A 22,151-nucleotide genomic window follows, 5' to 3' on the forward strand; every position below is an offset into this window, starting at 1 on the left:
GGAATAGCAGCGTCGGGACCATCAGCGCCATGGAGACGGTAAGACCGCGGGGCCCGGATGAGTGGGCGCGCGCGGCCGGGGTGGTTATGATCGAACCCGCCCCTCGAAGTCAACCAAGGGACGACGAATTTTCCCGTCTCAGCGGTGCCAAATTGCCAGAATCCGCAGGCCGTGACAGAAGCTCGGGCCATGAGCGAACGCGACCGAAAGCCACCTTTTCGCCGTCCGGGCGGTAAATTCTCCGGCAAACCGCGCGGATTCGAGCGCCCCCAGCCGTGGCGGGAGCGCGGTCAGGACTCGGATGGCCCCGTCATTCTCTATGGCTGGCACACCGTGACCCTGGCGCTGGCCAATCCGAAGCGGAGGATTCGCAAGCTTTACCTGACCGAGAACGCTGCCCGCCGGCTCGCCGACGAGCGGATCGAGACAAGGGTGACGCCCGAGATCGTGCGTCCCAGCCAGATCGACCAGCGGCTCGGTCCGGACGCCGTGCACCAGGGCCTGTTGGCGGAGGCCGATCCCCTGCCCTCGCCGGACATCGACACGCTCGCGGCCGAGGGGCTGATCCTGGTGCTCGACCAGATCACCGATCCGCACAATGTCGGCGCCATCCTGCGCTCGGCGGCGGCGTTCGGCGTGAAGGCCGTCGTCACCACCGGGCGCCACAGCCCCGAGGCCACCGGCGTGCTGGCCAAGTCCGCCTCCGGCGCGCTGGAGCTGGTGCCGATCGTCACGGTGCAGAACCTCGCCCGCGCGCTGACGCGGCTGAACGAACGCGGCTTTCAGACAGTGGGGCTGGACAGCGCGGGCGAGGAGGACATCGCGGCGGTCGCCTTGCGCGAGCCACTCGCGCTGGTGCTGGGCGCCGAGGGCAAGGGCCTGCGGCAGTTGACGCGCGAGACCTGCAGCGTCGTGGCACGGCTCGACATGCCCGGCGCCATCAAGAGCCTCAACGTCTCCAATGCCGCCGTGCTCGCACTCTATGTCGGCGCGACCCGCATCGGATTGATGCCGAAATGACGAAGCGCCCGCGCGCATGCGGCGCGCGGGCGCTGGCGTGAACGAAGGTGCGGCTGATCAGTAGTAGCGGCGCAGCACACGCTGGCCGTGATAATAAGGCGAGGCGCCCCAGCGATAGGCGTGGCGGGGCTGGGCATATACCACTTCGGGGGCGACGCGGGTCGCCTCATAAGCATGCCGGCGGTGGTGATAGCGATAGACCGGGAGCGCCTGCTCCTCATAGGCCGGATACGGCGCGAAGGCGCCGGGACCGCTGTAGGTCGGACCCTGGTTGACATAGTAGTACTGCCGCGTCGGCTCGGGCAGCCGCTCATAGCTCGCGCCGCAGGCACCGCAGCCGTGGCCATAGGTGTAGCCGGGCTGATAGAAGTATTGCGGCTGATACGTCACCGTGGGCTGGTAGGTCACGGTCGGCTGATAAGTGACCGTCGGCTGATAGGCGACCTGCGGCGCGCACGGCGTGGCGTAGCCGCACGGCGTGCAGGCGGAGGCGCCGCAGGCGGCGGCCGGCGCGCTGCCAGCGGCGGCCAGACCGGCAATGGCGACAAGTCCTGAAATTATTCCACGCATAACTCTCTCCTGTTGACCTATTTTTGCTTGATTTGACTGTTGATGGCGAGCTGCTCGCTAGCGGCGGTAGGCCGGCGGTGAATTAGAATACCCGCGCGGGCCGCCATCAGGCGGAGCCAGGATGACGGCAGGCGGATACATCGGCACCGCCGGCTCCGGCGGCTGCATCTGCGACTGGGCACCCCATGAGCGCGAATAGCTCTCGGCCGGCTTCGGCAGCTTGCGATCGGCCGGCGGCTCGATCTCCATGCGGCCATAGCCCGGCCTCGCTCCGAGAGTCGGATAGTAATGGCCGACATGGGGCTCGGGCTCGACCGGTCGACCGCCATAGATCGTCGGCTGCATGTAATTGCCCCTGCCAAGACCGTACTGGCCTTCGACAACGGCGTAGGACGCATCGATGCCGTTGATGACGACGGGCACGCCGGGCCGCTGCGGAATGACGATCTCGAAGCCTTCGCTGGCGAGCGCGGCGGAAGACGCTCCAATCAGAATCACAAGAGCCGTTGTAATACGCATGAATTCACGCCCCGGTTGCCATCCTACCAATACCGCAACGCGCGCCCCGATGGGTTAAACGCGCACATCAATCTGCTGGTAAGACTAACGCGCGAGCCACCATTCCGGGTTAAAGCCCCGGTGGGGTTCGAGCGCGAGGGTTAATGGCTGATCATCAGCCGAGAGCGACAATACTGCCAGCATCAACCCCGCCTGCCCTGTCCGCGGGACTAACAGCCTTCGGGTCGGAGCAAGCCGGACCGCAACCGCTGCTCCGGCCTCGCAAAGCGATGGCCTCATGTCGTTCCAAAACATTCCCGGCGCGGCGGGAACGACGGGGCCGGCTTGCGCTTAGCAGGTGGGGCGCAACGACGGAGTATTCCATGACACGATTTGCTATTCTCGGGGCTGCTGTACTCGCAACGGCGCTCGCCGGCCCGGCCATGGCGCGCGACATGCATCACCGGCATATGAACCACCAGCAGGAAGGAATGATGCAGCATCGGCACATGGCCCGCCAGGACGGGGCGATGATGCAGCAGCGCACCGATGCCGGGTGGAATACCGGATGGAACAACAACGGCTGGGATCGCCGCAACAGCGGCTTCTGGCCGGCTGACGTCGCCGCTGGAGCGGTCGGCACCGCTGCTGGCATCGCAGGCGCAGCCATCGGAACCGCCGGCGCCATCGCCACGGCGCCGTTCCGGACCGCGGATGCCTATGCCTACAGTCCCGGCCCCTCTTACGGCCAACCGAGCTATGATCGCGGCCCGAACGGCTACTATGGCGACTGGAACAGCTACGCGACCCGCAACGGCCTGGTCTGCCGCCCCGGCACCATGTTCAAGGGCAGCGACGGGCTGATGCACATCTGCCAGTAAAGATCGCGCCGGAGCGGCTTCGATGATCGGCTCCGACAGGGGCGGCCCAACGGCCGCCCTTTTTGCTGGGTTGATGGGAGAAGCGGCCCTCACGCGGGGAGTAGCCGGACTGCATCAACTCTGGTAGGAACACCGCGCTTCGCGAGACCTCGTCGCAATCTGAGGACGAGATCTTCGCCACCAATGTGCATTCGCCGGCTTAGCTCAGCGGTAGAGCAGCGGTTTTGTAAACCGAAGGTCGGGGGTTCAATCCCCTCAGCCGGCACCAGCTTCCGTGAAGTTGGGATTTGCTGCAGCAATCGCTATCATCGGCCTTAGGCGTCAATTCGCCCTCGTCCTGACCGCTGGCTTGGCGATGCCGGTCGCCGACGGCGGCTTGGGCGCAGTCCACTCTGGATCCGGCAACGGCCCGCCGCCCTCGCCGGTCGCTCCGATGAGTTGGCCGGGCACCTGATCCGTCACCAGCACCCAGCCTTGCGTCGCGCAGAACAGCCCGAGCAGACAGCCCTTGACCGCCAGCATCTTCGGGCCCTCGCGCCAGATCGAGACGGCATAGGTCTTGCCGTCCTCGGCGTTGTAGACCTCGCCGCTGTGGCGGCCGTCGGCGTTCAGCTTCAGGCCGAGCAGCATCTGGTGGCCGAGCAGCAGACGGCCGCGCCTGGCCGGATCCGGATTCAGCCGGTCACGGAACGGCTGCCCCTTGGCATCCGCCGTCTCCTTCATCCAGACGATGTAGCCGCAGACGCGATCGGCCATGGCGCCACAACGCTCGATGCGGACGCGGGCGCGGCCGTCCTCGGTCAACCATGTGCCGAGCGGATCGCTGATGGGAGCGGCGTGACCGCGGCCCTCCGCCATCGACAGCAGCAGGCTGACGACGATGCGCAGGCCAACGCGCAGAACGAATCTCAATGTCATGTCCAGGGACCCCGTTGTCTCCACGGCCTCGAGCCACGCGCTCGTACGGCGAGATTGACGTCGCCAATGGCTGCCGGACATTTGCCGGTGCCCTCGATGCGAAAGCACGCGAAAGACGGCTGCGCGGCGGGCCGCCTTCTGGGGCCCCGGTCGATTCGTCTGCACTGCCCGCTCATTGGAGCTGCGCGACCAGGGCATCGGCCCCCTTGTCGATCCCGGCTTCTGCGGCCGCGAGCGCGCCGACGCTGGCCTTGATGTCGTAGGGAGAGGGATATTGCTTGCTGACGAAAGTGTTCAGCAGCCGCCCGCTCGCGGCATCGAAGATCTCGGCCGCGTAGAACACCGAGCCGGTCAGCAGCCCCTCGCCGTCGCGGGCGCTCTGCACACCGTTGTAGACGGCGCCGGCGAGATCAAAGCGCGAGGCGGTGCCGAGCACCGGCGTGTTGGCGACGGCGCCGGTCAGGGTGAGCCGCACGCGCAACGTGGCCGGCCCTCGCTGGCTCACGACCCGGAAGCGCGCCGACAGACTTTCCAGGAAGCGCGACCGCATGTAGGCGGCGAGCCTCGCCTTGTCCTGCTCGGACATGTCGCCGAACTGGTGATCCCTGCCGCGATAGATCACGACCGGATCGAGCATCACCTTGTCATAGCTGCGCCAGTCCGCGGCAACCGCGTAGCGGTACGGCACCCGCCCCGAAGGATCGGCGGAATTCGGCGCCAGATAACGCGCCGAGGCCACCTCGGAATAAGCCACCGGCGTCACCGTATTGCAGCCGGCGCAAAGACCCGCCGCGGCAATCGCCGCAAAGCCGGACACCCGGAGTCGAACCGTCATTCCCTTTCTCCTCACCTGCGCGGCTTGTTGCGAAGCACAACCAGCGCCCAATCAATAAAACCGACCAGACGGTTTGTAAAGAAGCTCGGTGAAGATTGCGTTAATGTCTCGGTGGGATGCGACCCGGCGCCTGCCGAAGAAGCGGCTTTCGAGGCAGATCAGCGGTCGGACGGGACGCGGTGCTCGAACCCCGTCCATTGGCGGTCGTCGAGCAGGCGGGCAAACAGGCGGTCCAGGTCCGGCTGCTCCAGCGGCGAGACGCGCAGCATCGTCATCAACGCAAGCCCACGGGCCGCCGCCCATCTTAGGACCGCGAGATCGGCGTCCTCGGCCTCGCCGCGGATCTCGGCTACTCTCTCGGCATCCTTGGCACGGGCATCGGCCAGCAATCCCGGCTCCTGGGCGAGCGCGCCGAGCATGGCCTGCGCCACCGAATATTGCTGGGCGATCAGCTCCCGCGAGATCGCGATCTGCGTCGCGAGCTCGGGCTGATCAGCCGCTTTGCCGCCTTCAGCCCTGTACCTGCTGGCGAATTCGTCGAAATGCAGGAATTGCTGTTCCAGCAGAGCCTTGAGCACCGCTTCCTTGTTGGGGAACTGGTGCATCAGCCCGCCCTTGCTCAGCCCGCTCTCGCGGGCGATCGCGTCGAGCGTCAGCCGCCCCGGACCATCGCGGGCGATGATGGTAAGGGCGGCGGTGAGCGCGGCTTTGCGCGACCGCTCGGAGCGTGAAGGGTTGTCCATCGAAGACTGCGAAGTGCCCGGGCGGCGCACGAAGGTTGCGAGCAGGAAGATGCCCCGACACCGAGGCGGCTCCGTCATAGGGGCGAGCCACCCTCCTCTGTCAAGAAGAGCTCCGGAAAAAACCGCCGCGCCTCAGGAACCATCTGCGCGGGATTGAATTTCTGCTATCACCTTCCGCGGGTGGGGGGACGAAACGAGTTCAGACTGTGGCAACATTGTTGTCACATCTCATCTAGAACTCCTGCTTATCCCCAGAAGTCACTGGTCTTCAACTTGATTTCGTCAGCCGCTTTTGTTGCAATTGAGGCATCGGGGGACAAGCGTCATGACGTGGAAGGAAGAGCGTGATGCACTGATCGCGCAGACCATGGCCTTCGTGCAGTCGGTCACCGGAAAGCCTGCCGACTTCGCCCAGTTCGAGCTGCCTGCCGTTCCAGCCGACACCCCCGCTACGCCGCAGCAGGCTGCGGTCGAGCGACCGACGCATGTCACCTTGGAGCGTGTGCTCGCCGCCCGAGCCGAAATCGGGGCATGGCGCGGCGGCAACGCGCAAGGCGAGATCCCCGGCGCGGTCGCGGAGGCTGCAAGGCCGAGTGCGCCCCACTCCATCGCGTCCGAGGCTTCGTCCTCAGCCCTGAGCCCAGCCCCCCCGGAGCGTTTCACGAGCATCGCCTCGCAGCTCGATCTGCAGCGCGACATGCAGGCGGAGATTCGTGCCCGGGTCGCTCGCTTCCGGGCCCACCAGGAGCGCTTCAACCGGGAGCGCCAGGAATATTTCAGCGCGACACTCGCGCGCCTGAAAGCATCGGCCGAACGGAGCGCCCTCCCTGAGGACTAAAGCCGGCCGCGCCAGAGGTGCACAACGGCCGAGAGTGCACAAAAGAACGAATCCCGCAATCGACGCGCCCGCTCACAGCCAGGCGCACAGCAGCGCCACATTGGCGACGAAGGCGAGCAGCAGCCCAAAGGCGAGCGTCAGCTGGATCCGCCCGCAAAAGATGTGGAGATCGGTTCCCATGGGCTTAACCATCTGGCGATTCTAGCCCCGGAGTCCCACGGATTCTTTTTTCAAAAATTTAGGACTCGTTTACGACTCGGCCGCGCCGAAAAGGCCCCTTTCCTGCCCCAGGCGCGCCAGTGTCTCGCTACACGTGCCGTTCATTCTCGGTTCATCCTTCGCTTCTCTGGAGCTGCTTGGAATGCCCTACGCGCTATTTTGCAACGACGCCAAGTTGAGCAAAGCCTATCCGACCGAGGGGGATGTCTGGCGGCTGGCGCGGCAGAGCGGGCTTGTGGTGGACGTGATGATCAATGCGCGATCGACCGCGCATCTGCAGCTCGACAATGATTACGAGATCAGACCCTGCGCCGCCGAGCCCGAGGAAGATCCCTGGCAGAACCGTGCCGAAGCCGAGCAGGAGTTCAACATCCCGTTCGCATCCTGACCGGCTGCGGCGGAAGCCCGCCTTGGGTCACACGCGGCAGAAGACATGCACGCCGTTATGCCCGTCCGCTCCCGCGGACGGCTTGATTTCATCAAAGATTTTTCGACAGATAGACCCGCGATCAGCGGGCAGCCGGAGCTGCCGCTGGAAGGTCGCCATGAAGCCCGTTCTCAGGGCGTCGCCGTCGCCAGCGATACCGTCTCGGCCGGAAGGGCGACACAGGCGCGCTTGCGGCTGACACCGCGGATTGCACCGGTCACCTTCAGAACCTTGCCCGACGGGCAGGACGCGGTTTGCACCAGCGCTACCTCGTAGGGGGCCAGCATCAACGGTTCGGACTTCAGAACGGTCTGGGCGGAGCACGGCAAAACAGCCGCCGACAACAACAGCACGGACACCAAGATACGCATGTGGGATGATCCATCAAACCAGCGGGCTGATAATATCAACTGATGGCGAAAGTTTCACGAAGGTTTGAAAATTTTTTTGCACTGCGTGAGCGATCCCGAAACCATCGACGGCCAACCGCCGGACAGCAATACACCCGCACCAGATGGCGCGGGCGTGTTGGAAGTGAGGCGTGATCCGGTCCCCGCCGGAAGCCGCCGGCCGCGGGCTCGGTGACCTCGCTTAGTACTTGCTGGCGGCCGGTCCGCCCCAGCCGAAGCGGTAGTTCACGCCGACCTTGACCGTATGCTCGTCGCTGTTGAAGCGGCTGCCCACAACCGGAGCCGGCCCACCCGTGAAGGTCGTATTGCCGAAATTGTAGTACTGGTATTCAGCCTTGGCCGACCAGTTCGGCGCGAACATGTATTCGAGGCCAGCGCCGACGGTGTAGCCGTCCTTGGTATTGCCGGACGTGGTGAAGCCCGTCGGCACGCCGGCGACGCTCACCCCGAGATTGTTGCCGTCCCGCCAGGCGTAGCCGCCCTTGGCATAGAGCAAGGCCGGTCCCCAGGTGTAGCCAAGACGGCCGGTGACCGAGCCGAGCTGGTTGGCGCCGGTCGAGGTCACGACCGCAGCCCCCGGGAAGCCGAAATTGGTCGTATTGCGATCCATCCAGCTGTACTGGGCTTCGATGCCGAGCACCCAGTTCGGGGCAAACTGGTAGTCGAAGCCGCCTTGCACGCCGCCGAGGAAGCGGCCGTTGTTGCCTTCCAGGCTGTTATTGCCCGCGAAGGCGCCACCAAGGTGACCACCGAGATAGAAGCCGGTCCAGTTGTAGATCGCCTGGGGCGGCGTGTAGACGGGCGCCTTGGTGTAGGTGCGCGGAGGCATGTCGGCGGCCAAAGCCGGGGCAGCCAATGTGGTCAGGGCCACTGCACTGAATAAAAACCGCTTCATGGGACGTCCCCGTTATTCGTCTGCGACATCTATCGAACATCATGGCCGCATTTGGGTTGCCCGGCGGCGGTGACACAGCTGTGATTGCTGCTGCGGTGTCACCAGAGGGCAACAAAGGCCTTTTGTTCCATAGGCTTCCCGAATATTTCGTGAAGCTGACGCCGCGCCCGATATTTGGTCGCCGCGAGGCGGCAAAGCGTTCGGGCCATCCCCGATTTGTGATCGGGCAAGCCGCTTGGCAAGGTGCTGCGACGACGTGGCAGGCGGCCGAAGACGTCGCGGCCTAACGCGTGAGGCCGGCAAGCTCCGGGAATGGCGCGTAGGTCGACCCGGCACAGAGCTCGCCGGCATCCTCGACCAGACGATCGAACCGGCCGTCGACGAACACCGCCGCGCGCTCCTGCGCCGGACGGTAGCTGCCGTCGGACTCGCGCGCCGCATAGCGGAGGCAGCTCACATAGCGCAGCCGGCCACCGACCGTCCGTTGCACCGGCTCCGCCATGACGCCGTCGCGCACCCCGACCGGATTGTTCAGGTAGGTCCTGAGATAGGACAGGATCTCGCTGCGGTGGTTGGCCGGAAACGGCTGGCTGCCGACGCCACGATCGCCGGTGTAGGAGATGCCGCGATTGTCCTCGCTCATGAACGCGGCGGGACCTCCGCTGGCGCACCCCGCCAACAGCAGCGCCAGCGCGGTTGCCGGCCACCAGCTCGTTCTCCCCATCCCCAAGGCGCCCAACTCTTGAAAGCCAATCCCGCGGCCGTTCTAGCTCAAAGCCGGAGGCCGGGAAATCCGTCCCGGCTCACGCCTTCGTCAAGCCGCTGCCGCCGGAGCGCTCTGGCGCGCTCCGGCGGTCAACGACCAGATCGGCTCTGCGTGACCTTGGCCGGATCAGCCGCGGCGGGTCGCCGGCGTCACGCGCTTGAAGCTCACCTTGTTGTGATGGCTGAGATGCGCCACGTGGCGATGCTTGTGGCGGACAAGCGAGGCATGCGGCTTGGTCTTCGTCTTGCCGACGGTGGGCTTCATCTCGTTCGCCTTGTCGCCGGCCTGCGTCGCGCCCGGCTTGGTGGCGTCGGTCTTGGCCGCATCGGTCTTGCTCACATCGGTCTTCGCGGTGCCAGTGGTCTGGCTGGACTTCGCGGACGTGTCGGTTTTTGCAGGACCAGCAGCGAACGCGGGCGCAGCCAGGATCGACGCGGCGAGCAGAGCAACAGACATTGACTTCAGCATGGTCGTCTCCGTGATGTGAAGATCTGGAGGCACCATCCAGTCTGGATGGGCTCGTGATCATGGAGGCGACGATAGGGAACCGGCACTGAACCGCCCCTGAAGTAAAGTGGTGTTTTCAGTTCATGGACATGAAGGGATAGTCATCGAGGTGACTGGTCTGTCATCATGTCGTCCGTATAATGAACCGATCGCGGCGCAAAATCCGCGCAAATGGCCGGGAATATTTCGCAGCTGCGGGAGTTCTTCTCCGTACGCAGTCACCTGTTGGATCGACAACTCGGGAGATACGAATGAAAAAGTCTGCGATCAGGATTGCCACGCTGGCTCTGTTCTCGATGGCCGTGGCCTCCGGGCCGCTGCTTCTGTCGAAGGCCTATGCCGCGGGCAGCGATACCCCGTCGTCGCCGCCGGCGTCGGATTCAGGCAAGAAGAAGAAGGACAAGAGCTCGAGCATCGAAGATCCGAAGTTCCTGGCGGCCTATCGCACGGCCTACACCTCGATCTACGATCGCGGCGACTACGCCACCGCGATCCAGCAGCTCAAGGCGCTGAACCGCGAGGACGTCGCCGACGTTGCCAACCTGATCGGCTACTCCTACCGCAAGCTCGGCAACTACCAGGCCTCCAAGCAGTACTACGAGCAGGCCCTGGCGGATGATCCGAACCACGTGCGCACCTGGCAGTATTACGGCCTGTGGCAGCTCGAACAGGGCAACCGCGAGCAGGCCAAGTACCACCTCGACAAGGTGGCGCAGCTCGCCGGCACCAACAGCGCCGAATATCGCTCGCTGGCCGACGCGCTCGAGAAGCAGCCGGGCACCGGCCTCGTCTACTAAGACGCGATCGGACCAGATCCGATCTCGACAGTGGCGCAACCCGAAGGGGTTGCGCCATTTTCTTTGTCCGCTGCCCTTCGTCCGCTATGGATGGGATGTCGTGCAGTCCATTTTCATCACGTCTTTTGAACGGGAGATTGCCTCGTGGAGTCCTGGCTGGGCGCAGCACTCGATTACATCAAGGATTGGCTGGCCTTTCAGGTCGCCGTTTCGGAGCAACCCGGCTGCATCCTTGCGATTGCCCATCGCGGTGAGATCGTCCTGGAGGCTGCCTATGGCCACGCCAATCTCGACAGCGGCGAGAAGCTGACGCCGCGGCACCGCTTCCGTATCGCCTCGCACACCAAGGCGTTCACCGCCGCCGGAATCATGCGCCTGCGCGAGCAGAAGCGGTTGAAGCTGGACGATCCGGTCGGCGGCTACGTCAAGGATTTGCATCCGGATGTCGCCGCAGCAACATTGAACCAGCTGCTGTCGCACACGGCAGGCCTGATCCGCGACGGCAAGGATTCCGGCCAGTTCACCGACGGCCGATCCTATCTCGACAAGGACGAGCTGCTGGCCGAGCTGAAGCAGCCGCCGGCGATCGATCCCAACAGCCGGTTCAAATATTCCAACCATGGCTACGGCCTGCTCGGCCTGGTCATCGAGGCGATCACCGGCGAGCCCTACCCGGCCTGGCTGCAGCGCGAGATCATGACGCCGCTGGCCTTGCGCGAAAGCGCGCCCGACATGACGCTGCTCGGCAAGGGTGTCCCGTTCGCGCGCGGGCATTCGCGCATCGTGCCCGTGGGCCGCCGGGTCGTGATTCCCGGCGACAATCCGACCCACGCCATGATGGCGGCCGCCGGCATCGTTGCGACCGCCGCGGACACTGCCCGCTTCTTCGCCCAGCTCGCGCCGAACGCAAAGAAGAGCCTGCTGTCGGTCGCGAGCCGCCGCGAGATGGTCCGGAGGCAATGGCGCGTCCCACAGGACATCGAAGAGGCCTATTACGGCCTGGCCCTGATGAGCGGGACGACGGCCGGCTTCGACTGGTTCGGCCATGGCGGCGGCTTCCAGGGCTACATCTCGCGGACGTCAGTCATCCCCTCGCGCGAGATCACGATCACCGTGCTGACCAATGCCGTCGACGGCTGGGCGCCGGGCTGGGCCAACGGTGTCAAGTTCATCCTGCAGGCCTTCGCCACCCATGGCGCGCCGTCGCGCAAGACGCGCGACTGGACCGGGCGCTGGTGGACGCTGTGGGGCGCCGTCGATCTCGTCCCCTTCGGGGCGCAGGTGATGGTCGCCAATCCGGTCTTCATCAACCCGTTCATCGATGCCGCCCGCATCGAGGTGACCGGCCGCGACACCGGCCGCATCGTGCAGGCGGCCGGCTATGCCAGCCATGGCGAGGCGGTCAGGCGCGTGCGCACCAAATCCGGCGTCGGCGAGATCTGGCTCGCCGGCGCACGGATACGGCCCGAGCGCGTGGTGAAGGCCGAGATGGAGCGGAAGTATCCGAAGGGGCGGCGCAAGAAGGACTCATAGCCCGGGTGTCGCTGCACTCATCGGGCCTCCTCCCTGCCCTCCTTCATCATGGCCTCGGCCTCACCGCGGAACGCTTTCCGGGCATCGTCGCGAGAATAGAACATGTGCCCGCCCGGATAGACCACGAGCTTGACCCGCGGCGGTCGCGCGAAGGCCGGCAATTGGTCGAGCAGGATCTTCGAGCCGTAATACGGTGTGGCGAGATCGAACAGGCCGTGGCCGACCAGCAGCTTCAGCCTGGGATCGAGCGCGAGGATCTGCCGGAGCTCGCCGGTGGACTCCGGCGGGCTGATGCCCTTTCCGAAATCCCATGACCGGTTCACCGCCCCGCTCAACAGCTCGTAGAAGCCGTCGGGGTGCCAGTTCAGCCTGCGCGTCAGCTCAACCGCGGCACTGGTCAGCGGCGCGGTCAGCACATCCCCGGATGGATCGGAGCTGCGTGAACGACTCGAATCCGGATAGGGATCGATGCCAAGCACCGAGCCGTCATAGCGTCCGGCGATGCGGCCGTTCTTGCGGTCGAACTCGCGGCGAAACTCCGAGACGTCGAACCGGCCGGCCAGCCTGCGGCTGACCGCCTGGTCGATGCCGGTGAGGCTCGCGACCCTGTCGGCGAGCCGGTTGGTCGCTTCCGTATCGGCCTCGCCCTTGACGAGGTCGAGCAGGAAGTCGCCGCTGGCGTAGCGCTCGACATCGGCAAGATCGGCGCGGGTGACCGGCCCCTTCACCTGCTTAGCGACGGCGGCATAGCTTGGCAGGCTCGCGACATATTGCATCAGGCTCGAGCCGGAATAATCGCGAAAGTCCATCAGCGGCGACAGCAGGATCAGGCCGCTGATGCCGATGCCCTGGTCATGCTGCAGGTTGTTGACGATCTTCGGACCGCGAATGCCGCCATAGCTCTCGGCCGTGATGAATTTGGGCGATGCGAGACGGTCGTGCTTCTCCAGCCAGCGACGCACCACGAGCGACAGCGAACGCACGTCGCCGTCGACCGAGAAGAACCGTTTGCGCACCTCGTCGCCGGTTGCGACGAAACGGCTGTAGCCGGTCCCGACGGGATCGATGAACACCAGATCGGTAAAGTCGAGCCAGGTGTCTGCATTCGGCATCAGCTCCGGCTTCGACGAGGGCGTCACGCTGGCCGCATCGATTCCGATCCGCCACGGACCGGCATTGCCGAGCTGCAGATAGGCGGACGAGGCACCCGGCCCGCCGTTGAAGAAGAAGGTCACCGGGCGGCTGGCGCGATCGGCCCCATCGAGCTGATAGGAGGTGTAGGCGATGTCGACCTGCGGCTCACTCTTGTCGTCGAACAGGCGGATCGAACCGGCAGTCGCCGTGAACGACAGCGTGCGATCGGGCAGCTCGAGCTTTTGGGTCGTGGTGGAGTCCGCCGGGAGCTTGTGCTGCTCGGCTGCCGATGGCGAGCTCGGCGGGCTTGCGGCGCGATTGCCGGCCGATCCGGTTCGGTGCGCGCCGGGAGCCGTGGTGTCCTGCGCCGCCGGCGGCGCGTCCTGCGCGTATACGGCTTGGCCGGCGAGCAGCGCCGTCAAGGTCAGGGCCATCAGACGGGACCACACGACGGACGATCTCGAACCTGCCATCAACTCACTCCCTGGACGATGGATTGGCGCAACGCGCTACCCTTTATCGCTTGCTTTACAACCGCATGAACCGCGGCTTGGGACCAAGCTCAACCAACTCTTCCGTGATCCAGGTCACATCCGGAGCAGTGCCCGTTCTTCGTAAGGTGTGTTATGGGCTCGAACCTCTCCATCGCCTCCGGCGTCCCACCACTGGGACACCCAGGTTTGGGCCAAGAGGCGCGCCGCCGATTGCGATCACGGAGTTCATCATGAAGTTGCCGACGCTCATCATCGCAGCCCTCACCGGGCTCGCCGGACCGGCCATGATTGGACCGCCGGCGGCCTGGGCCGGTCCGCCGGCGGCGCTGGTCGAGGACGTCCAGGGGGATGTGGCCGGCGCCGAGCTGATGGACTATGTCGCGCCCGGCCAGGTGATCAAGCTCGGCCCGGATGGCGCCGTGGTGATGAGCTACCTCAAATCCTGCCGGCGCGAGACGGTCAACGGCTCCGGCAGTGTCACCGTCGGACCCGGCGAAAGCACGGTCGACGGCGCGACGCTCAAGAGCGACATCGTCAATTGCGACGCCAGCCATGCGCAGGCCACCTCGCGTGAGACCAGCGAGGTCGCGGCCACGATCGTGCGCAGCGTCGGGCCGGACAGCGCGCCGGTGGCGCAAGCGATCATCTACAGCGCGTCGCCCATCTTCGAGGCCAAAGGGCGCGGCACGCTGACCGTCGAACGCCTCGACCAGCCCGGCGAGCGCCAGCAGGTCGAGCTCTCGGGCCGGCAATACAAGGGACGATTCTACGATTTCGCCGGCACCAGTCACCCGCTCACTCCCGGCGGCACCTATGTCGCGAGCTTCAGCAACTTGCGCATCGTGTTCAAGGTCGACGCACAGGCCAAGGCGGGCCCCGGCCCTGCGGTCGGGCGATTGATCCGGTTCAACTGAGACCGAAGGCTCCCGTCGGTGGCGATCGGACGTCGGACGCGCGACGCGCTTGCCGTCATCGCCATCGCGCTGGCGTGCGCGGGCCTGTTCGTGTCGCCCCTCTTCGAGCGCGGCCGCGGCCTGTCGCTGGATGCGCTGACATGGCTGCGCTTCGAGACCTTCGGCAACCGCCACGATGCAGCAGCGAGTCCGGCGGTGGTGATCGCGGTCGACGAGGAGAGCTACCAGGCGCCCCCCTTCAAGGGCGCGCCGCTGTTGACCTGGACCGGCGAGATCGGGCGCGTGCTGACGGCCGTCCTCGACGGCGGCGCCAAGGTGGTCGGCTTCGACATCGTGTTCCAGACTTCGATCGAGCAGTCGGAGATTCCGCTCGGCGACAGCACTCTCGGCGAGAAGACGCGCGGCTTCGATCGCGACTTCCTGCGCGCGCTCGCTGCCGCGGCCGCCGGCGGCAAGGTGGTGCTGGGCGAGATTTTTGCCGAGCCGCCGATCCTGCCCGCGCCCGGCCAGCGCATCGCGGTGCGCCAGCAGCAGAACCTTCGTCCGCTCAACACCTATACCGACAGCGATGATGTCGTCCGCCGCCATCCGTTGACGCTGTCGGTCGATGGCAAGGCAGTTCCGAGCATGGCGCTGGAATTGGCGGGGCGCGCAACCGGCACCGCGCCGGTCATTGCCGCTGATGGCATTGCACTCGGTGCGTACATGGTGCCCGGCAGCGTGCCGGGCACCATGACCCTGAATTTCTCGGGCGGCGCCCAGGACATCCCGACGTACTCGTTCGCCGATTTGCGCGCCTGCGCGCTCAAGGGCGACAAGGACTATTTCCGCCGCGAGTTCGCCGGCAAGGTCGTCCTGCTTGGCACCGTCGGGATCGAGGATCGGCGGCTCACCTCGAAGCGCTTCGCGACCCGCGCCGAGGGCGCGCGCCGGCCGCGCTGCGTGCTGGACGAGCGCAGGATCACCGAGACATTCGCCCGCAGCACCATTGCCGGCGTCTACATCCACGCCACGGCGGTGAACAATCTGGTGCGGCAGGACGCGGCCACCGAGCTCGGACGCCCAGCGATCTTCGCCATCGCCGCAACCATCGCCCTGTTGGCTGCGCTGCTCGCGCGATTGCTGCGCCCCGCCTCCGCAGCGGCCATCCTGGCAGGGCTCGCGCTGCTCTACACCGCGCTCGCCACCGCCCTCTTCGACCATGCCTACGCGCTGCCCTTGGTGGAGCCGCTCGCGGCCGGCGTGCTCGCGCTGGCTGCGACCACCGGCTATCGCTTCATGGTCACCGACAAGGACCGCAGGCTGCTGCAGAAGAGCTTTGCCTATTATCTCGCTCCGCACGAGATCGACCGCATGCTGGCCTCGCGCCGGCTGCCGCAGCTCGGCGGCGAGACCCGCGAGGTCACCGTATTCTTCTCCGACATCGAGGGCTTCTCGCGCCTCGCCGAGCAGATGACGCCGGAGCAGCTCATGGCGCTCACCAATGAATATCTCTCGGCCATGACCGACGTCATCGAAAGCCACGACGGCTATGTCGACAAATACATCGGCGACTCCGTGGTCGCCGTGTTCGGCGCTCCGCTCGACGATCCCGACCATGCACGCAGCGCGGCGCGTGCGGCGCTCGACTGCAAGGCGAAGCTCGCCGAGCTCAACCTGATGTCGACGGCATTCCAGGGCATCAAGGTGGCGCAGCGCATCGGCATCAACAGCGGCGCCGCGCTGGTCGGCAATTTCGGCTCGCAACGCCGCTTCAACTATTCCGTCATGAGCGACGCCGTGAACGTGGCCTCGCGGCTCGAGGGCGCCAACAAGTTCTACGGCACCACGATCATCGCCTCCGAGAGCACGGTGACGCTCGCCGGAAACGAGTTTGCCTGGCGCGAGCTCGACACCATCCGGGTCAAGGGTCGCGAGCAGTCGCTGAAGATCTACGAGCTGCATGGCCGCGCAGCCGAGCTCACGCCGGAGGAACAGGCTCTCCTCACCGGCTACGCCGCAGGCCTCGCGAATTGGCGCGCCGGCGAACTGCCGCAAGCGGTCGACTGCTTCGCGCGGGGCGCACCGAGCGATGCTCCAAGCCACTTCTTCGCGGAGCGGGTGAAAGCAACCTTTGGGACCGGCTCCTTGGCCTGGGACCCCGTGCGCAGCCTGCAGGAAAAATGACGCGGCGATGACGGCCGCGCGTGCGCGCACTTCCGGGCCATATCAGCCTCATCCCGGCCCCATTGCCCCGGGATACCGGCCGCGATGGACAAGCACGGGCAAGGTCGGCTAGACGACACGGCGCCTGTCACCGGCCAACCGACCAGCGAGCCCTGCGACGCATGACCACGTCCAAGCGATATGAGCGGATCGCCTTCGTCGCGAGTCCGAGTGCCGAAGCCCAGGCCGCACTGACGCAGCTCTCCGCGCTGTACGGCAACTCCGATCCGGACCTGGCGGACGTCGTGGTCGCGCTCGGCGGCGATGGCCTGATGCTGCAGACGCTGCACGACCACATGCGCTCGGGAAAGCCGATCTACGGCATGCATCGCGGCACGGTCGGCTTCCTGATGAACGAGTTCAGCACGATCGATCTGCACGGGCGGCTCGAAGCGGCGCAGGAATCGGTAATCCATCCGCTGCTGATGCGGGCGACCGATGCCGCTGGCGTCGTTCACATCCACCACGCCATCAACGAGGTCTACCTGTTTCGCCAGACGGCACAGACCGCGCGGCTGCGCATCCTGATCGATGAGCGCGAGCGCATGCCGGAGCTGATCGCCGACGGCGTGCTGGTGGCGACGCCCGCCGGCTCCACGGCCTATAATCTCTCGGTGCAGGGCCCGATCCTGCCGATCAACGCCGCCCTGCTGGCGCTGACGCCGATCAGCGCCTTCCGGCCGCGGCGCTGGCGCGGCGCCCTGCTTCCGAACACGGCCTATGTGATCATCGAGGTGCTCGAAGGCGACAAGCGCCCAGTCGCGGCGGTGGCGGATCATGACGAGGTCCGCAATGTCCAGCGAGTCGAGGTGCTCTCCGACAAGACGATCTCGATGCGGATGCTGTTCGACGCCGGCCACAGCCTGGAAGAGCGGATCCTGAGCGAGCAGTTCGGCTACTGACATCGGGCGCTTTTCCGCGCCTTTTTCCTCCTTCGCCGCCCCGGGCAACGCTTTGTTAACCCGCGGCTCCGTATGGTTAATGCGGGTATACCGCCATCACCGGTGATCCTTTCAGGCCGGCCAAATGTACCGCATCGACTTCAACAAGCTGCGCTTTCTCGTCTGCGACGACAATCCGCACATGCGCCGCATCCTGCGCACGCTGCTGCATTCGTTCGGCGCCCGCGAGGTCAACGAGGCCGAGGACGGCGCGACCGCACTCGAGATGTATACTCATTTCTCCCCCGACATCGTCATCACCGACTGGGCGATGCCGATCTTCGACGGGCTCGAGCTTGCGCAGATGATCCGGCAGCCCGAAGCCAAGGGCAACCCCTACGCACCGATCATCATGCTGACGGGACATTCGGAGAAGCGCCGCGTCACCGTCGCGCGCGATGCCGGCGTGACGGAATTCCTCGCCAAGCCGATCTCGGCGAAGGGACTGTATCAGCGCATCCTCAACGTGGTCGCCAATCCGCGCCCGTTCATCAAGACCAAGACCTACTTCGGTCCGGACCGGCGCCGCAACACCAACACCGCTTATATCGGGCCGGAGCGCCGGATCGGCGGCGAGGCCGAGATCTTCCAGCAACCGTCACTTCTGGATAAGGCGCGCTCCGCGGTTTAGGAGCGCGGCAGTGAGCCCGCGTTAACGCAATCCGGGGATCGACGCCCAGAGCGCCCAGTTCCTCGGCTATGAATCGGGGCAATGAGTCGATTTGCGTTGGTCGGCATCATCAGGGGATATCGAGATGGCGAAAGACAAGGCCCCGGCGATCCAGGTCAAGACCTACGCCTCGCATCACGTCATCACCCAGCCCAATCCGCTGAAGCAGGTGCTGCGCCGCGCCGAGGAGAAGGATCTCGACGATCCGATCGCGCGCGCGGAAGCCGCGCTTGCCGGGCTGTCCGGCGAGTTCAAGTCGTGGATGGACACCGAGGCCGATCGCCTGACGAAGGCTTACGGTGCCGTTCTAAACAATGGCTTCGACGACGACGCCTGCGAGGAAATGTTCCGCGCCGCCCACGACATCAAGGGCGATGCCGCGACCTTCGGCTATCCCGCGGCCGCCGAGGTCGCCGACAGCCTGTGCCGGATCATCGAGCACGCGCCCGATCTCGAAAAGGTCCCCGTCGAGCTGTTCGAGCATCACGTCAACGCCATTCAGGCGATCGTGCATGATCATACGAAGTACCACAGCCCGACCGTCGCTGCCGAATTGAGCCGCCGGCTGCGCCGCGTCGCCGACGACTACCTGCTCCAGGTCAACCGCAACCGGCCGGAGCATCTCGAAGCGATCCTGGCGCCGAGCCTAGTGCCGAGCGATCAGCCGTAATCGGATGGCGATCACGTAGGGTGGGCAAAGCCGCCGCCGCAAAGCGGCGGCAGCGTGCCCACCATGGATCAGCAATCTCTGCGGCAAGTCGGTGGGCACGGCGCCACCGCGCGCTCGAACGTGGCGATATCTGCGACGCGCCTTTGCCCACCCTACGGCAGCGGACACGCCTCACGCCGCGATCAGTCCGAACTCCAGCCCGGCCACGAAATCCTCCGCCATCACCTCGTCGCAGAACTCGCGGGCCTCGTCGCGGGCGGATTCGGTGGCGAAGCGGCGCAGCAGGATCAGCAACGGCTCGGCGGCATCACGGTCGGTGGCGCAATGGGTGAGCACGCGCTCCACCATCTTGCGGCGCAGGATCGCTGCTCCGCTCAAGGTGTCGGCAAATCCGTTCTCGCGGCAGACTTCGAGCGCGATGCTGAAGGCCTCGAAGGTGGTGTCGGGAATGCCCGCCTTGCGCAGCAGCCCCTGCAGGCTGGCGCGGCCGCGATCGTTGAGCAGCGCCGACACCCGGGCCCGCGGCATGTCGGCGAGCTCCGACAGCGCGATCTCGAACAATTCGACGTTGCCGGAGAGAAGTGCGCGCAGGATCAGGCCCGCGGTGAGTTGCGAGGTTGCACGCAGATGCTGGACCAGCCCGCGCAGCTCCTCGCCGCGCGACCGCGCCGCGATGGTGATGGTCGAGCGGTCGCGCGCCTCATTGGTGATGCGCCCTGCTTTGTCGGCACTGAGCCAATTCCTGGCGACGACGAACTGCGCCAGTGTCTCGGAGAGCTTGTCGACCAGCGCCGCCCGCGTCGCGGCCGGCAGGTCGTCCAGGACCAGCATCGCTTCGCGGATGGCGGCGAGATGGCCGTGGCGCTCGACGATGCGGTCCCAGGAGAACGGCGCTAGCTCGGCATAGGCGTTCTCGATCAGCTCGAGCGCGGCGGCGGCGCTGCCGACCTCGGCGATCGCGGCGCAGACCGGCGCCGGCAGGCCGACGCGGCGCGCGATGGCGCATTGTGTGTCGGAGTTGCCGGTCGCGACGATGTCGACGAGGTCGGCATCGATCAGCAGCGGCGAATGTTCGAGGATGATGGCGGCGACAGAAGCCTGGTCCGTGGCGAGCGCCTGGACGATGGCGGCCGGCGCCTCCTCCGAGCGGGCGAACACCTCCGCCATGGCCTGACGCACCAACGGCGACGGATCGTCCAGCAGCATGAGGAGCGCGCCCTCCGCGGCGCCGCGATCCTCATCGCAGAGATCCGACAACAACCACGCCCGCGCGAGCGCCCTGGTGGCCTCTGCCCGCTCACCGGCGGGTGCGGTTCTGACCCAACTGAGAAACTGCCGAACGATCATGGTCTTTCCGGCTTACGCAACTTGCAGACAAAGGCCACGAGGGCCTCAACAGCACCGAAAATAAACCACGACGCTTAACAAAGCGTTCACCATAAGTAGCTGGTTTTGTTGATGTTTTGTTAAGGATGGAAATTAAAACTATATTATGCTACCTCTAAATGTCTCATTTGGCCGTAATCCAACGGGCGAAATGCGGCCGCCGCCGGCAGCGCAAGCCGTGGCGGGAGGTCGAAAATAGTTCTTTTTGATCAATGGTTCAGCGACGAGTGCGGACCGCCTTAGCCGGCACATCAGCCCGAAAAGGTGCCGTGGGGATCGCTGAACAGGTCGAGTCTGCGCTGGCCATTGCCGCCGCCATCGTTACCGCCGCCCTCCGGCGAGGCCGCGCTAGCGACCGATGAGCGGCCCCACAATTCGCGGACGGTCGGCGAGACCGCCTGGCTCGACTGGCCGTCAACCTGGAATAGCGAGCGAAACATCGGGTCCGCCGGCCGGTTGGCGGCCGATGCGTCGGCCGTCGTCGAAGATGCGGCTTGCGACGAGCCGCGCGCATCCGGAAACATCGACAGGAAGGTGGCGGTGTCGGTCGTCGGCAGCGCGCCGCCGCCGGCCGCATTGGCCGCGACGTTCGCCGATGCCCCTCCATAAAGGGCGAGCGCCCCGCGCGTCGCCGAGGAGTTGGCGGCGCCGGCATAGCGCGTGTTCAGCACCGCATAGACCTGGGACACGCTGCGGGCTTGTCCGTCGCGATCGTAGAAGATCGGCCGGTTGGCCGCGGCGGCGCTGGGAAACATCCGCGCGGCCGACGCATTCGGCGTCTCCTGGGTGCTGGTGATCAGCTTCGCGGCGCCGCCGACACCCATGAAGTGTGCCATGTAGAGCTCGGCATCGGTCGGCCGACGGCCGATCTTGCCGGCGAGCTGGAAGCTGTTCGATTGCGTGAGCGCAGCGGCCATCGCGGACGACGCCTGCGGGTCGTCGCGCAGCTTCATGATCGCCTGCCGCATTCCGGGATCGCTGACCGTGTAGTCGCCGGACGATGTCCGGGTGATCGCGTCGGCATATTGGCCATAGCCGAGATCGGCGCCGGCTTCCTTCACGGTGCCGAGCCAAGTCTGGTCGATGAACTGGTAGAGCCCGCGCGCTGATGACGTCGAGGCGCCGGCGGTCGGATTGAAGTCCGACTCCATCTTGGCGGTCGACAACAGATATTCGAAGCTGGTGCCGACGCTGTCCGCGGCCTGCTTGATTGCGCCGGCGACCTTCGCCCGGACGCCATCGAGGAAACCGGTGGACGAGGAGTTGGATGCGTCGACCGACATGGGAAGACCCGCTGTTTGCAGATTCGCTGGCAGACGAACGCGCCGGAAACGTCCGGCAAAATGCGGCGGGTATGGTTAATGGCGGGTTAATTCGCAGGGCCCGACCGGGCCAATGAACGACCGGGCACGTCAGGACGCAGGTCGCTGGCCTACTTGCGATAGACCTCGGCGGGATCGAACAGCCTGTCGGCATCGACGAACACGAGCCGCGCGCCACTGCCGTCATCCGATCGCTCGACCTTGCGATAGAAGCAGGAATGGCGGCCGGTGTGGCACGCCGCGCCGGCCTGCTCGACGCGCAACCAGACCGCGTCCTGGTCGCAATCGGTGCGCATCTCGACCACGCGCTGGGTCTGGCCCGAGCTCTCACCCTTGCGCCACAACGCATTGCGCGAGCGGCTGAAATACCAGGCTTCGCCGGTCGCCACCGTCTTGCGCAGGGCCTCCTCGTTCATGTGGGCGACCATCAGCACGTCGCCGCTCACGGCATCGGTCGTCACACAGGTGACGAGGCCGGCCGCGTCGAACTTGGGCAGGAAGGCCAAGCCCTCCTCGCGCTCAACTGAGGATGAAGACACGAAACTCTCTGCTCAACGG

General features: G+C 65.7%; 25 protein-coding genes and 1 tRNA gene. 12 read left to right on the forward strand and 14 right to left on the reverse strand.

Annotated elements, in window-relative coordinates:
• Positions 1–189: 189 nt before the first annotated feature.
• Positions 190–1,020, forward strand: coding sequence for a 23S rRNA (guanosine(2251)-2'-O)-methyltransferase RlmB (gene rlmB, locus QX124_RS26430; protein WP_315771126.1), 831 nt, complete (start codon positions 190–192; stop codon positions 1,018–1,020).
• A 57-nt stretch (positions 1,021–1,077) separates the two neighbouring features.
• Here the strand turns inward: rlmB and QX124_RS26435 are convergent, their stop codons facing one another.
• Positions 1,078–1,590 (reverse strand): hypothetical protein, encoded by a 513-nt coding sequence (locus QX124_RS26435; RefSeq protein WP_315798700.1) that lies wholly within the window; start codon positions 1,588–1,590, stop codon positions 1,078–1,080.
• Between the two features lie 57 nt (positions 1,591–1,647).
• Positions 1,648–2,109, reverse strand: coding sequence for a hypothetical protein (locus QX124_RS26440; RefSeq protein ID WP_315780761.1), 462 nt, complete (start codon positions 2,107–2,109; stop codon positions 1,648–1,650).
• A gap of 362 nt (positions 2,110–2,471) precedes the next feature.
• Between QX124_RS26440 and QX124_RS26445 the strand changes: the two genes are divergently transcribed.
• Both QX124_RS26445 and QX124_RS26450 read left to right on the forward strand, forming a co-directional pair.
• Positions 2,472–2,969, forward strand: a complete 498-nt coding sequence (locus QX124_RS26445; RefSeq protein ID WP_315780759.1) for a hypothetical protein — start codon at positions 2,472–2,474, stop codon at positions 2,967–2,969.
• A gap of 193 nt (positions 2,970–3,162) precedes the next feature.
• Positions 3,163–3,237: transfer RNA gene (locus QX124_RS26450), tRNA-Thr, on the forward strand.
• Between the two features lie 53 nt (positions 3,238–3,290).
• Here the strand turns inward: QX124_RS26450 and QX124_RS26455 are convergent.
• The 3 genes from QX124_RS26455 to QX124_RS26465 form a co-directional block, all read right to left on the reverse strand.
• Positions 3,291–3,887 carry a DUF2147 domain-containing protein gene (locus tag QX124_RS26455; RefSeq protein WP_315798701.1) on the reverse strand — a complete coding sequence of 199 codons (597 nt, stop codon included), beginning with the start codon at positions 3,885–3,887 and terminating at the stop codon, positions 3,291–3,293.
• A gap of 172 nt (positions 3,888–4,059) precedes the next feature.
• Complete coding sequence (locus QX124_RS26460) at positions 4,060–4,722, reverse strand: DUF3313 domain-containing protein (protein WP_315798702.1); 663 nt, start codon at positions 4,720–4,722, stop codon at positions 4,060–4,062.
• A 158-nt stretch (positions 4,723–4,880) separates the two neighbouring features.
• Complete coding sequence (locus QX124_RS26465) at positions 4,881–5,543, reverse strand: TetR/AcrR family transcriptional regulator (protein ID WP_315798703.1); 663 nt, start codon at positions 5,541–5,543, stop codon at positions 4,881–4,883.
• Between the two features lie 247 nt (positions 5,544–5,790).
• Here QX124_RS26465 and QX124_RS26470 point away from each other — a divergent pair, with 247 nt between their 5' ends.
• Positions 5,791–6,303 (forward strand): hypothetical protein, encoded by a 513-nt coding sequence (locus QX124_RS26470; protein WP_315737534.1) that lies wholly within the window; start codon positions 5,791–5,793, stop codon positions 6,301–6,303.
• Between the two features lie 72 nt (positions 6,304–6,375).
• Here QX124_RS26470 and QX124_RS26475 read toward each other — a convergent pair whose 3' ends face one another.
• Complete coding sequence (locus QX124_RS26475) at positions 6,376–6,483, reverse strand: hypothetical protein (protein ID WP_041750859.1); 108 nt, start codon at positions 6,481–6,483, stop codon at positions 6,376–6,378.
• A gap of 181 nt (positions 6,484–6,664) precedes the next feature.
• Between QX124_RS26475 and QX124_RS26480 the strand changes: the two genes are divergently transcribed.
• On the forward strand, positions 6,665–6,910 hold the full coding sequence (locus tag QX124_RS26480) for a hypothetical protein (RefSeq protein WP_315714645.1): 246 nt from the start codon (positions 6,665–6,667) through the stop codon (positions 6,908–6,910).
• Positions 6,911–7,080: 170 nt separating this feature from the next.
• On the opposite strand, the gene QX124_RS26485 is transcribed toward QX124_RS26480, so the two are convergent.
• The 4 genes from QX124_RS26485 to QX124_RS26500 all read right to left on the reverse strand — a co-directional run bounded on the left by QX124_RS26485 (position 7,081) and on the right by QX124_RS26500 (position 9,488).
• Positions 7,081–7,320: a DUF6719 family protein gene (locus QX124_RS26485; RefSeq protein WP_315737532.1), complete on the reverse strand. Its 240-nt coding sequence runs from the start codon at positions 7,318–7,320 to the stop codon at positions 7,081–7,083.
• A gap of 220 nt (positions 7,321–7,540) precedes the next feature.
• Complete coding sequence (locus QX124_RS26490; RefSeq protein WP_315798704.1) at positions 7,541–8,254, reverse strand: porin family protein; 714 nt, start codon at positions 8,252–8,254, stop codon at positions 7,541–7,543.
• 283 nt (positions 8,255–8,537) lie between these two features.
• Positions 8,538–8,984 (reverse strand): hypothetical protein, encoded by a 447-nt coding sequence (locus QX124_RS26495; RefSeq protein WP_315776666.1) that lies wholly within the window; start codon positions 8,982–8,984, stop codon positions 8,538–8,540.
• A gap of 162 nt (positions 8,985–9,146) precedes the next feature.
• A complete protein-coding gene (locus tag QX124_RS26500; protein ID WP_315771107.1) occupies positions 9,147–9,488 on the reverse strand; it encodes a hypothetical protein in 342 nt (113 codons plus the stop codon).
• Positions 9,489–9,778: 290 nt separating this feature from the next.
• Here QX124_RS26500 and QX124_RS26505 point away from each other — a divergent pair, with 290 nt between their 5' ends.
• Complete coding sequence (locus tag QX124_RS26505) at positions 9,779–10,324, forward strand: tetratricopeptide repeat protein (protein ID WP_315737528.1); 546 nt, start codon at positions 9,779–9,781, stop codon at positions 10,322–10,324.
• A 144-nt stretch (positions 10,325–10,468) separates the two neighbouring features.
• Positions 10,469–11,857 (forward strand): serine hydrolase domain-containing protein, encoded by a 1,389-nt coding sequence (locus QX124_RS26510; protein ID WP_315798705.1) that lies wholly within the window; start codon positions 10,469–10,471, stop codon positions 11,855–11,857.
• 17 nt (positions 11,858–11,874) lie between these two features.
• On the opposite strand, the gene QX124_RS26515 is transcribed toward QX124_RS26510, so the two are convergent.
• Positions 11,875–13,464: a S10 family serine carboxypeptidase-like protein gene (locus QX124_RS26515; protein WP_315798706.1), complete on the reverse strand. Its 1,590-nt coding sequence runs from the start codon at positions 13,462–13,464 to the stop codon at positions 11,875–11,877.
• A gap of 251 nt (positions 13,465–13,715) precedes the next feature.
• Between QX124_RS26515 and QX124_RS26520 the strand changes: the two genes are divergently transcribed.
• The 5 genes from QX124_RS26520 to QX124_RS26540 all read left to right on the forward strand — a co-directional run bounded on the left by QX124_RS26520 (position 13,716) and on the right by QX124_RS26540 (position 18,885).
• Entirely contained in the window at positions 13,716–14,399 is a 684-nt protein-coding gene (locus tag QX124_RS26520; RefSeq protein ID WP_315798707.1) for a hypothetical protein, read from the forward strand.
• An 18-nt stretch (positions 14,400–14,417) separates the two neighbouring features.
• The gene (locus QX124_RS26525) at positions 14,418–16,565 is read left to right on the forward strand and encodes an adenylate/guanylate cyclase domain-containing protein (RefSeq protein ID WP_315798708.1); all 2,148 of its coding nucleotides are present in this window, start codon (positions 14,418–14,420) and stop codon (positions 16,563–16,565) included.
• A 161-nt stretch (positions 16,566–16,726) separates the two neighbouring features.
• Entirely contained in the window at positions 16,727–17,506 is a 780-nt protein-coding gene (locus QX124_RS26530) for an NAD kinase (protein WP_315714654.1), read from the forward strand.
• Between the two features lie 124 nt (positions 17,507–17,630).
• Positions 17,631–18,176, forward strand: coding sequence for a response regulator (locus QX124_RS26535; RefSeq protein ID WP_172107934.1), 546 nt, complete (start codon positions 17,631–17,633; stop codon positions 18,174–18,176).
• Positions 18,177–18,300: 124 nt separating this feature from the next.
• Entirely contained in the window at positions 18,301–18,885 is a 585-nt protein-coding gene (locus QX124_RS26540; RefSeq protein WP_315754073.1) for an Hpt domain-containing protein, read from the forward strand.
• 171 nt (positions 18,886–19,056) lie between these two features.
• Here QX124_RS26540 and QX124_RS26545 read toward each other — a convergent pair whose 3' ends face one another.
• The 3 genes from QX124_RS26545 to hisI all read right to left on the reverse strand — a co-directional run bounded on the left by QX124_RS26545 (position 19,057) and on the right by hisI (position 22,132).
• A complete protein-coding gene (locus QX124_RS26545; protein ID WP_315754071.1) occupies positions 19,057–20,232 on the reverse strand; it encodes a DUF2336 domain-containing protein in 1,176 nt (391 codons plus the stop codon).
• Positions 20,233–20,522: 290 nt separating this feature from the next.
• Positions 20,523–21,554 carry a lytic transglycosylase domain-containing protein gene (locus QX124_RS26550; protein ID WP_315798709.1) on the reverse strand — a complete coding sequence of 344 codons (1,032 nt, stop codon included), beginning with the start codon at positions 21,552–21,554 and terminating at the stop codon, positions 20,523–20,525.
• Between the two features lie 149 nt (positions 21,555–21,703).
• The gene (hisI, locus tag QX124_RS26555) at positions 21,704–22,132 is read right to left on the reverse strand and encodes a phosphoribosyl-AMP cyclohydrolase (protein ID WP_315749472.1); all 429 of its coding nucleotides are present in this window, start codon (positions 22,130–22,132) and stop codon (positions 21,704–21,706) included.
• Positions 22,133–22,151: the final 19 nt, after the last annotated feature.

The sequence above is a fragment of the Bradyrhizobium sp. SZCCHNRI3043 genome (assembly GCF_032377735.1).
Taxonomy (GTDB): Bacteria; Pseudomonadota; Alphaproteobacteria; order Rhizobiales; family Xanthobacteraceae; genus Bradyrhizobium.